The sequence below is a fragment of the Spirillospora sp. NPDC052242 genome (genome assembly GCF_040679555.1).
GTDB lineage: Bacteria > Actinomycetota > Actinomycetes > Streptosporangiales > Streptosporangiaceae > Spirillospora.
Map to the genome: position 1 here is coordinate 58,462 of NZ_JBFAUZ010000050.1, position 10,687 is coordinate 69,148.

Here is a 10,687-nt window from a genome sequence, read left to right on the forward strand (position 1 = left end):
GTGTCCGGAATGCTGCGCCGGTTGGGGTCCACCGCGCAGAACGCCCTGGAGGTCGCCCGCTTCGGCGGGTTCGACACCGATGAGGACGCCTCCCCGTGCGAGGTGGTGACCGAGCAGCGGGTGTACCGGCTGCGGCACTACTTCCCGGACGCGGTGGGCGGCCCGGCGGTGCTGCTCGTCCCGCCGCTGATGATCACCGCGGAGGTGTACGACGTCTCGTCGCGGTCGAGCGCGGTGGGCGTCCTGCGCCGGCTCGGCGCCGACCCGTGGGTCGTCGACTTCGGCGCGCCGGAGCGGGAGCCGGGCGGGCTGGAGCGGACGGTCACCGACCACGTCCTCGCGGTGAGCGACGCCGTCGACCGGGTCCGGGAGGCCACCGGACGGGACGTGCACCTGGCGGGGTACTCGCAGGGCGGCATGTTCGTCTACCAGGCGGCGGCGTACCGGCGCAGCGCGGGCGTCGCGTCGGTGGTCACGTTCGGCAGCCCGGCCGACACGAGCGTCGGGCTGCCGTTCGGGGTGCCGAGCCGGGTGGCGGTCGAGGGCCTGGAGCGGGTCCCCGACTGGGTACTGGGCGAGTTCGCCGTGCCCGGGTGGGTGACGCGGCTCGGGTTCCAGCTGCTCAGCCCGGTGAAGTCGGTGCGGTCGCGCGCCGAGTTCATCCTGCAGCTGCACGACCGGGAGCGGCTGGCGCCCCGGGAGCGGCAGCGGCGGTTCCTGGAGCGGGAGGGCTGGGTGTCGTGGCCCGGGCCCGCGCTGGCGGAGTTCCTGCGGCAGTTCATCCAGCACAACCGGATGCTGACCGGCGGGTTCGTCGTCGGGGACCGGCTCGTCACGCTCGCCGACATCACGTGCCCGGTGCTGACGTTCGTCGGCGAGGTCGACGAGATCGCCGCGCCGCCGATGGTGCGCGGCATCCGGAAGGCCGCGCCGCGCGCCCGCGTGTACGAGACGTCCCTGCGCGCGGGGCACTTCGGCCTGGTGGTCGGGACGGTCGCGACCGAGCAGACGTGGCCCGCGGTCGCCGCGTGGGCGCGGTGGCGGGACGGGACGGGCGACCTGCCGGAGACCGTCGTGCCCGTGACGGGCGACGAGGAGGTCCGCGCGTCGCGCCCGCCGGGCGGCCTCGCCGGGTACGGGCTGCAGCTCGCGATGGGCGTCGGGACGAGCGCGGCGACGTCGGCGGTCCGGGCGGTGTCGCGGGCGGCGAGCGGCACCCGGCAGCTCGCGGGGGAGGCGGCGCAGAACCTGCCGCGGCTCGCGCGGCTGGAGCGCATCCACTCGGCCACCCGCATGTCGATGGGGCTGCTGCTGGACGAGCAGGCCGCGCGGATGCCCGACGAGGTCTTCTTCGTCTACCAGGGACGCGCGCACACGCACGAGGCGGCCAAGCGGCGGGTGGACGCCGTGGTGCGCGGGCTGATCCACATCGGGGTGCGGCAGGGCGACGCGGTCGGCGTGCTGATGGGGACGCGGCCGTCGGCGCTGGCGCTGGTGGCGGCGCTGTCGCGGCTGGGCGCGGTCGCGGTGCTGCTGCGCCCGGACGGGGACCCGGCGGCGGAGGCGCGGCTCGGGAACGTCACCCGGGTGATCGCCGACCCGGAGCACGCGGCGCGTGCGGCGGAGCTGGGCGTCCCGGCGCACCTGCTCGGCGGCGCGCGCGGGGAGGGCCGCGACGTCCTGCCGGACATGGAGCGCATCGACGTCGCGGCGATGAAGCCGCCCGCCTGGTACCGGCCGAATCCCGGACGGGCCGGCGACCTCGCGTTCGTGGTGTTCAGCGGGGACGGGGAGCACCTGCGGGCCAGCCGGATCACGAACCGGCGGTGGGCGCTGTCGGCGTTCGGCACGGCCTCGTCGGCCGCGCTGTCGCCGTCCGACACCGTGTACAGCATCACCCCGATCCAGCACCCGTCGGCGCTGCTGATGAGCCTCGGCGGCGCCGTCGCGGGCGGCGCGCGGCTCGCGCTGGCGGGCGGCTACGATCCCGCGACGTTCTGGGACGAGGCGCGCCGGTACGGGGTGACGGTCGCGTCGTACACGTGGACGCTGCTGCGCGACCTCGTGAACGCGCCGCCGGATCCGGCCGAGCGGCACCACGCCGTCCGGCTGTTCATCGGCTCGGGCATGCCGCGCGGCCTGTGGCGGCGGGTCGAGGAGCGGTTCGCGCCCGCGCGGGTGCTGGAGTTCTACGCGTCCACGGCGGGCGAGTCGGTGCTGGTGAACCTGAGCGGCAAGAAGCCGGGGTCGCTGGGCCGGCCGCTGCCCGGCAGCGCCGAGGTGCGGCTCGCCCGCTACGACCTGGAGCGGGGCCGGCTGGCCGAGGGGCCGGACGGCCTCGCGATCGAGTGCGAGCCGGACGAGATCGGGATGCTGCTGTCGCGGGTGCGCCCGGCGGTGCTCGGCGACGCCGCCCGCCCGGTGCGGGGCGTGTTCGAGCCGGACGACGCCTGGTCCATCACCGGTGACCTGTTCACCCGCGACGCCGACGGCGACTTCTGGCCGGTGGGGCGGGACGCCGAGCTGATCCGGACGGCCGAGGGCATCGTCCCGCCGGGCCCGATCCGGGACGCGCTCGGCGACCTGCCGTACATCGACGCCGTCGCGGTCTACGGGATCCCGGTGGGCGACGCGGAGATCGTCGCGGCGGCCGTCCGGTTGCGGGACGGCGCCGACCTCAAGCCCGTCGACCTGTCCGAGGCGCTGCTGCGCGTGGACCCGGGCCTGCGGCCCGCGCTGGTGCGGGTGGTCGACGAGATCCCGGTGACGGCGGGGCGGCGCCTGCAGACCGGGCCGCTGCGGGACGAGGGCGTCCCGGAGGCGGGCGACGGGGCGTACGCGCGCGACCGGGGCGGCGGCTACCGGCCGCTGTCGGAGTACGCGCGCCGCCGGCTGCTGAAGGCCCCCGGCAGGACCGCGGGCGGGCCCGGTGGCGCCCGCGCGGCGAAGGGCGTCGCAGGTCACCCCCGATAAGTCTGGACTTACCGGCGTCCGCTGCGTTACAACGAAGCAACAGACAACGAAGCAACAGTTTCCGTCCCTTTGTTGCACAACCCCCCGGAGGTGCCATGACGGGCGTCCTCGCGCCGCCGCCCCAGGGCAGCGACCTGAAACCGGTCCCGGGCGTTCCCGGCATCCCCTACATCGGCAACACCCTGGCCGTGATGCGGGACCCGATCGGGCAGGCGCGCAAGCGCTACGACGCGTACGGGCCGGTCGCCTGGGGCTGGCTGCTCGGGCAACGCACCTGCACGGTGCAGGGGCCCGAGGCCGCGGAGGTCGTCCTGGTCAACCGGGACAAGGCCTTTGCGAACGGCCCCGCCTGGAGCTACTTCATCGGCCCGTTCTTCAACCGCGGCATCATGCTCCTGGACTTCGAGGAGCACCTGCACCACCGCCGCATCATGCAGCAGGCGTTCACCAAGGCCCGGCTGCGCGCCTACATGGACGCGATGGCGCCCGGCATCGTGAAGGGCCTCGACGCGTGGGAGCCGGGGCCGGGCTTCAAGGTCCACGACCACGTCAAGCAGCTCACGCTCGACCTCGCCGTGGACGTCTTCATGGGCGTCGAACTGGACCGCGCGGAACGCGACCGGGTCAACGGCGCGTTCGTCGACGCCGTCCGCGCCGGGACGGCCTACGTGCGCTTCCCCGTGCCCGGCCTGCGCTGGCACAAGGGGCTGCGGGCCCGCAAGGTGCTGGAGGAGTTCTTCTACCGGCACCTGCCCGCCAAGCGCCGCGACGGCGGGGACGACCTATTCGCCGCGCTGTGCCAGGCCGAGACCGACGACGGGCACCGGTTCACCGACGAGGACGTCGTCAACCACATGATCTTCGCGCTGATGGCGGCGCACGACACCACCACCATCACGCTGACCACGATGGCGTACTACCTGGCGAAATACCCCGAGTGGCAGGAGCGGCTCCGCGACGAGTCCCTCGCCCTAGGGAAGCCGCAGCCCGACTACGAGGACCTCGACGCGTTCACCGGCATCGACATGGTGATGAAGGAGTCGCTGCGGATGGTCGCGCCCGTTCCGGCGCTGCCCCGCAAGGTCGTCAAGGACACCTCCATCCTCGGCTACCACGTCCCCGCCGGGACCGTCGTCGTGGTGCCGATGCTCAGCAACCACCACATGGCGCAGTGGTGGCCCGACCCGGAGCGCTTCGACCCCGAGCGCTTCTCCCCGGAGCGCCGCGAGGACAAGGCGCACAAGTACGCCTGGGCGCCGTTCGGCGGCGGCGCGCACAAGTGCATCGGGCTGTACTTCGCCGGTATGCAGGTGAAGACGATCCTGCACCAGGTGCTGCAGCGGTACCGGTGGAGCGTCCCGGCACGGTACGAGTGGCCGCTCGACACCACCTCGCTGCCCTCGCCCAAGGACGGGCTGCCCGTCCGCCTCGACCGATGGGAGACCCCGTGAGCAAGGTCATCGCGATCACCGGCGCGGCGCGCGGCATCGGCCTCGCCACCGCCCGCGCCGTCAAGGCGCGCGGCGCGACCGTCGTCATCGGCGACATCGACGAGGCCGCGGTCAAGGCGGCGGCGGACGACCTGGGCGTCACCGGGCTCGTCGTGGACGTCACGTCCCGCGCGTCGTTCGAGGCGTTCGTCGAGCGGGCCGAGGCGGAGGCCGGGCCGCTCGACGTCCTGATCAACAACGCGGGGATCATGCCGATCGGGCCCGTCACGCAGGAGAGCGAGGCCGACGCCCGCCGCTGCCTCGACATCAACGTGCACGGCGTGATGACCGGCACCAAGCTCGCGCTCGACCGGATGCTGCCGCGCGGGCGCGGCCACGTGATCAACGTCGCGTCGCTGGCCGGCCTCCTCTACACCCCGGGCCTGGCCCTCTACAACGCCAGCAAGGCCGCCGTCGTCGCGTTCACCGAGGCGACGCGGCTGGAGGTGCGGGACCGGGGCGTGCACGTGAGCGCCGTCCTGCCGTCCTTCACCAACACCGAGCTGGTCGCCGGGACGGCCAGCCCGACGGGGATGCGCAACTGCGAGCCCGAGGACATCGCCGCCGCGATCGTCGAGCTGATCGGGCGGCCGCGCCCGCAGGTCGTGGTGCCGAAGCGGCTCGGGACGCAGACCCGGCTGGGCGCGCTGTTCCCGGACCGGGTCCGGCGGGCGGTGTCCCGCCGGTACGGGCTCGACCGGATCTTCCTCGAGTACGACCCGGCGGCCCGGAAGGGCTACGACGCCCGCATCCGCGCCGGTTCCTGAGCCCCGCCCCGTCGCGGGTCCCGCCGCGCCTTCCGCGCCTCCCGGAAGGCGCGGCGGGCCTGCGGCAGGTACCGGACGGACTCCGGCAGCAGCGGCCACAGCGCGTTCCCCCGCCGGACGAGCGCGGCGAACCGCCGGTGCCGGCGCTCGTCCGCCGCGCTCCACGGCAGGTCGAGCAGCTCCCGCATCCGGGGCGGCATGCCGCCGACCGTGATGAACCGGGCGACCGCGTTCAGCGGCGGCGACACCGCGCGCCACAGCGGCGCCGGGACGCGCGGCGGCGCCGGGAGCCCCTTCGTCACGTAGCCGACGCCGTACCGGGCGGTCTTGTGCGCGACGATCTCCTCGTCGAGCATCCGGCGCCAGTACCGCTGGAAGCCGTCCCAGTCGTCCGGCATCGCCCGGTCGCTGACCCCGTACATCCGGAACCAGACCTTCGACTCCGCGTAGATCCGGCGCTTCTCCGCCTCCGACAGCGGCCGGACGAACGTCTCGATCCCGTAGATCATGTTGTCTAGGAAGGTGGCGTGCGCCCAGTAGTACGTCTCGGGGTCGAGCGCGTGGTAGCGCGAGCCGTCCGGCATCGTCCCCTTGATGTCGCGGTGGTAGTCGCGCACCGTGCGTCCGGTCGCGGCGGCGCGCTCCCCGCCGTAGACGGTGTCCAGGATCGGCCCGGCGGACCGCTTGAGCCGCGCGAACGTCTCCGCGAAGAACACCGAGTGGTCCAGGACGCCCTGGCCGAGCGCGGGCAGCATGTTCTGCAGGACGGCCGCGCGCGGGCCCACGAGCAGCATGCGGGTGTCGCCGAAGTAGCGCCAGGTGAGCGAGCCGGGGCCGAGCGGGGTGGGAGCCGGGTCCGTCATGAGCACCGCCAGGGGGAACGCGTGAGGAACAGAACGACGAAGATTGTAGCTTTGTTGCTCCACGGTGGTCCCCGGCGGGTCCGGGACGCGGTTAGGGTGCGGGCATGACCACCGATGCGACGGATGCGGCCCGCGTGAACGCGGCCGGCGGCGGCCGGGGCGCGGCGGCGGAGGGCGGGCTGCTCGCCCGGCTGTCGTCGCCCGAGCCGGGCGGCGCCGACGAGCTGGACGCCCGGATCCTGGACGCCGCGCTCGCCGAGTTCGAGAGCTACGGGCTGCGCCGCGTCAGCGTCGAGGACGTCGCCCGGCGCGCGGGCGTCGCGCGCACCACGATCTACCGCCGGTTCGCCGGCAAGGACCGGCTGCTGCAGGCGGTCATCCTGCGGGAGGTGCGCCGGTTCCTCACCGCGATCGCCCGCGCGACCGAGGGCCTCGCGACGCCCGAGGACGCCGTCGTCGAGGGGTTCGTCGCGGGCCTGCAGGGCGCCCGGCGGCACCCGCTGATGCGGCGCGTCCTGGAGAGCGAGCCCGAGACGCTGCTGCCGCAGCTCGGCATGAACGGCGGCGCGGTGCTGGTCGCGGCCCGCGACGTCCTCGCCGAGCGGCTCCGCCGCGCCCGTCCGGCGGACGCGGCCGAGCACGACGCGGTCGCCGAGGTGCTGGTGCGGCTCGCCGCCTCGCTGCTGCTCGTCCCGGGCGGCGGGCTGCCGCTGGAGGAGGACGCCGAGATCCGCGCGTTCGCCCGCGACTACCTGACCCGCATGCTGCGCAAATAAGGACTCGCAGCTCAGGGGGCGCTCCCATTAGTCTTCGGTTGATTCGAAACTCGTTCTAGAACCGGAGGCGCGAACATGGAGCCGGTCGTCGGCACGCAGCACGGCAGGGTCCGCGGCATCACCCGGGACGGCGTCACCGCCTTCCTCGGCATCCCGTACGCCGCGCCCCCGTTCGGCCCGAACCGCTTCCAGGCCCCGCGCCCGCCCGAGCCGTGGGACGGCGTCCGCGACGCGACCGCGTACGGTCCGACCGCGCCGAAACCCGGCTACGCGGGCCCGTTCAAGACGCTGCTCCCCGACCCCGAGATCCCGGGCGAGGACTGCCTCAACCTCAACGTCTGGACGCCCGAGCCGGGCGGGTCGGGGCTGCCGGTGATGGTGTGGATCCACGGCGGCGCGTTCGCCAACGGGTCCGGCGCCGTCCCGACCTACGACGGCGGCAACTTCGCGCGGGACGGCGTCGTCTGCGTGACGATCAACTACCGGCTCGGCGTCGAGGGCTTCGCGAACCTGCCGGGCGCCCCGCTCAACCGGGGCCTGCGCGACCAGATCGCAGCGCTCGAATGGGTCCGCGACAACATCGCCGCGTTCGGCGGCGACCCCGGACGCGTCACGGTGTTCGGCGAGTCGGCGGGCGCGATGAGCGTCACCACCCTGCTCTCCCTCGACCTCGGCCTGTTCCACCGCGCGATCGCGCAGAGCGGCGCCGGGCAGATCGCGCAGGACCCGGACGACGCGCTGCTCGTCGCCAAGGAGATCGCGGCCCGCCTCGGCGTCGAGCCGACCGCCGAGGCGTTCGCGGCGCTCGACCCGGCCGCGATCGTCCCGGTGCAGGCCGCGGTCTCCGGCGAGGTGTCCGCGCTGCCCGACCCCGGCCGCTGGGGCGCCACCACCGCCGCCGGCGGGATGGCGCTCACCCCGATCCTGGACGGCGAGCTGCTCGCCCGGCGCCCCGAGGACGCCATCGCGGCCGGCGCCGGCCGCGGCGTCGACCTGCTCACCGGCTACACCGCCGAGGAGTTCCGGCTGTTCCTTATGCCGACCGGCGTCGCCGCCGTCCTCACCCACGACCTCGTCGGCGCCGCCACCGCCGGGATGGGCGTGCCGCCCGCGGTCGCCGCCGCCTACCGGGAGCGGCACCCCGGGCTCACCGCGGGCGAGCTGATGGCGACGATCATCACCGACAACCTGTTCCGGATCCCCGCGCACCGCGCCGCCGCCGCGCACGCGGCGAACGGCGGCCGGACGTGGATGTACGAGTTCGGCTGGCGGTCCCCGAACCACGACCTCGGCGCCTGCCACGCCCTCGAACTCGGCTTCGTGTTCGACAACCTCCTGCCCGACTCCGAACTGGCCGGGCCGAACCCGCCGCAGGCCCTCGCCGACGCCCTGCACCGCGCGTGGGTGCGGTTCGCGGCGGACGGCGACCCCGGCTGGGACCGGTACGACGCGGACGCCCGCGCCGTCCGCGTCTTCGACGGCGAGGCGAACGCGACCGTCCGCGACCCGCGCGGCGCCGACCGCGAACTCTGGGCCTGACGCCGCGCGCCCCGCGCCGGCCGGGAGCCTCCTCCCGGCCGGCCGGTCAGCCGTTCAGCCGCTTGCGGCCCTGCGCCCGGACCCGCCTGCGCTGGGACGGGTCGAGCATCAGGTACCCGACGACCGGCGCGGCGATCACGCCGAGAATGATCAGCGCCGTGACCCACCACGGGAAGATGAACAGGGTGAGGAAGCCGACGGCGACACCGCCGATCACGATCTTGGTCTGGGTCGACATGCCTACCTCCGATATGGCCGCCCTATCAGGGACAACGGCCGTGCGCCGACCGTCGTTCCACGATATGTCGCGAGTCGCCCGGAGGAAAGTGCCTGGAAGACGCCCGTCCCGCCGCTAGATGCGCAGGGAGAGCTGCCCGCCGCCCAGCGTGCGCAGGACGTCCGCGTGCAGCTTCCCGTTCGTGCAGACGACGCTGCCGCCGTCCGGCCCGGGCACCCCGGACAGGTCGGTGAACGTCCCGCCGGCCTCCTCGACGATCACCTGCAGCGCCGCGAGGTCCCACAGCGACACCTCCGGCTCCGTCGACACGTCGACGGCCCCCTCGGCGACCATCATGTGCGACCAGAAGTCGCCGAACGCCCGCGTCCGCCACACCTCGCGCGTCAGGTCCAGGAACCGGTCGAGCCGCCCCGACTCCTCCCAGCCGCTCAGGCTCGAGAACGACAGCGACGCGTCCGACAGCTCCCCGACCTGGGACACGCTGATCGGGGTCGCGCGGGTCAGGCGCCGGCCGGTGAACGCGCCGCCGCCCCGCGCCGCCCACCAGCGCCGGTTCAGCGCGGGCGCGGACACGACCCCGACGACGACCTCGTCGTTCTCCATCAGCGCGATCAGCGTCGCCCAGACCGGGACGCCCCGCACGAAGTTCTTCGTCGCGTCGATCGGGTCGATGATCCAGCAGCGGTTCCCGCCGCCGGTCCGCCCGTACTCCTCGCCGAGGATCGCGTCGCGCGGCCGGGACCGGCCGAGCGTGGCGCGCAGTTGCTCCTCCACGCCGCGGTCGGCGTCGCTCACCGGTGTCAGGTCCGGCTTCGTCTCGACGTCGAGATCGAGCGCCCGGAAGCGCTTGGTCGTGATGTCATCGGCCTGGTCCGCCAGCACGTGCGCGAAACGCAGGTCATCGGAATAGCCCGCCACGGCGTGCCACGCTACCGTGACCGGCGGGCGCCCCGACACACCCGGCGGGCCCCGCGACGGGCCCGTTCCCGCTTTTCGGACCGCCCGTCGGCGTGACGGCCCGCCCGGAAGGCCCGTCCGGTGGCAGCATGGGCGCATGTCCCACGACCTGCCCGGCTGGGTGGCCGAACTGACCGACCCTCGCCGGGCGCAGACGCTGGACGAGCTCGCCGACCGGCTCGTCCCCCTCGCCGAGCACGCCATCGACGTCTCCCGCAGGCTGCAGGCCCAGCTGAACGAGCTGAACGACCCGTTCAAGCGCGAGGCGCTCTACGGCCGCGTCGAACGGCTCAAGGCCCGCGCCGGCGAGGCCCTCGACGAGGTCACCGGCGAGATCGCCAGGTCGGGGGAGCGGCGCATCGAACGCCTCTGGGCGGACCGGGCCGGACGGGCCGGCCCCGCCGGCGGCGCGGACCCCGCGGCGCACGCCGCCCGCGAGCGCGAACTGCGGCGCCGCCTCGACCGCGACGTCGTCGCCGTGCTGTCGGAACGGCAGCGGGAGGCCGCCGAACGGGTCGCCGAACGGACGTCCCGGGCCCTGGAGCAGGCGACGCAGACGCTGCTCACCCGCGTGGAGGAGCTGGCGAAGGCCGTCACCGCCCTCGTCCACGACGTGCTGCCCCTCGCCCGCGAGGGCCTCGACCTCGCCGGGCGGATCTCCGCCCTGTCGGGCTCCGCCCGCCGCGCCGGCCGCGGCCCGGTCCCCGCCGACCTGGCGGGCTCCGCCGCCGAGGTGGCGCGCGCGTTCGACGAGGCCGTCGCCCGCCTCGAACTCGAATGGGCCGCGCTCGGCGCCCGCTCCGCGACCGTCCGGGCGGCGCTGCGCGGTGCCGAGGAGACCGCGTTCAGCCACGTCACCGAGGAGATGACCCGCTGCGTCCAGGACCTCGCGCCCGCGCACGTCAAGGCGCTCGCCGAGGCCGAGGAGCGCGCCCGCGCCCTCTTCGACGGCCCCGCGAAGACCGAGCACCCCTAGATCGTTGATGGGAGTTTGCTGAACCGGCCGCGGGCATGGCGAAGGGCGCCCATGATCAGTGTGTGAAGACAAACCTGGACGCCCTTCTGACCGCACTCTACGTCCATC

Annotated in this window: 9 protein-coding genes; 6 read left to right on the plus strand and 3 right to left on the minus strand. The window is 74.5% G+C overall.

The features are described from left to right. The first annotated feature begins 9 nt into the window (after nt 1-9). The 3 genes from AB0L25_RS32625 to AB0L25_RS32635 all read left to right on the plus strand — a co-directional run bounded on the left by AB0L25_RS32625 (nt 10) and on the right by AB0L25_RS32635 (nt 5,230). Nucleotides 10-2,973: an AMP-binding protein gene (locus tag AB0L25_RS32625; RefSeq protein ID WP_500176605.1), complete on the plus strand. Its 2,964-nt coding sequence runs from the start codon at nt 10-12 to the stop codon at nt 2,971-2,973. Nucleotides 2,974-3,068: 95 nt separating this feature from the next. After that, the gene (locus tag AB0L25_RS32630) at nt 3,069-4,424 is read left to right on the plus strand and encodes a cytochrome P450 (RefSeq protein ID WP_500176592.1); all 1,356 of its coding nucleotides are present in this window, start codon (nt 3,069-3,071) and stop codon (nt 4,422-4,424) included. Further along, on the plus strand, nt 4,421-5,230 hold the full coding sequence (locus AB0L25_RS32635; RefSeq protein WP_500176593.1) for an SDR family oxidoreductase: 810 nt from the start codon (nt 4,421-4,423) through the stop codon (nt 5,228-5,230). The genes AB0L25_RS32630 and AB0L25_RS32635 overlap by 4 nt, the downstream gene beginning before the upstream one ends. Here AB0L25_RS32635 and AB0L25_RS32640 read toward each other — a convergent pair. Next, complete coding sequence (locus tag AB0L25_RS32640; RefSeq protein WP_500176594.1) at nt 5,200-6,093, minus strand: oxygenase MpaB family protein; 894 nt, start codon at nt 6,091-6,093, stop codon at nt 5,200-5,202. The two genes, AB0L25_RS32635 and AB0L25_RS32640, sit on opposite strands and share 31 nt — an antisense overlap. Before the next feature lie 104 nt (nt 6,094-6,197). Here AB0L25_RS32640 and AB0L25_RS32645 point away from each other — a divergent pair, with 104 nt between their 5' ends. After that, nucleotides 6,198-6,869, plus strand: coding sequence for a TetR/AcrR family transcriptional regulator (locus AB0L25_RS32645; RefSeq protein ID WP_500176595.1), 672 nt, complete (start codon nt 6,198-6,200; stop codon nt 6,867-6,869). 75 nt (nt 6,870-6,944) lie between these two features. Then, a complete protein-coding gene (locus AB0L25_RS32650) occupies nt 6,945-8,408 on the plus strand; it encodes a carboxylesterase/lipase family protein (RefSeq protein WP_500176596.1) in 1,464 nt (487 codons plus the stop codon). 46 nt (nt 8,409-8,454) lie between these two features. Here the strand turns inward: AB0L25_RS32650 and AB0L25_RS32655 are convergent, their stop codons facing one another. Both AB0L25_RS32655 and hisN read right to left on the minus strand, forming a co-directional pair. After that, nucleotides 8,455-8,646 carry a tail-anchor membrane protein gene (locus AB0L25_RS32655; RefSeq protein ID WP_500176597.1) on the minus strand — a complete coding sequence of 64 codons (192 nt, stop codon included), beginning with the start codon at nt 8,644-8,646 and terminating at the stop codon, nt 8,455-8,457. Nucleotides 8,647-8,760: 114 nt separating this feature from the next. Next, a complete protein-coding gene (gene hisN, locus AB0L25_RS32660; protein ID WP_500176598.1) occupies nt 8,761-9,564 on the minus strand; it encodes a histidinol-phosphatase in 804 nt (267 codons plus the stop codon). A 136-nt stretch (nt 9,565-9,700) separates the two neighbouring features. Here hisN and AB0L25_RS32665 point away from each other — a divergent pair, with 136 nt between their 5' ends. After that, nucleotides 9,701-10,579, plus strand: a complete 879-nt coding sequence (locus tag AB0L25_RS32665) for a hypothetical protein (protein WP_500176599.1) — start codon at nt 9,701-9,703, stop codon at nt 10,577-10,579. Nucleotides 10,580-10,687: the final 108 nt, after the last annotated feature.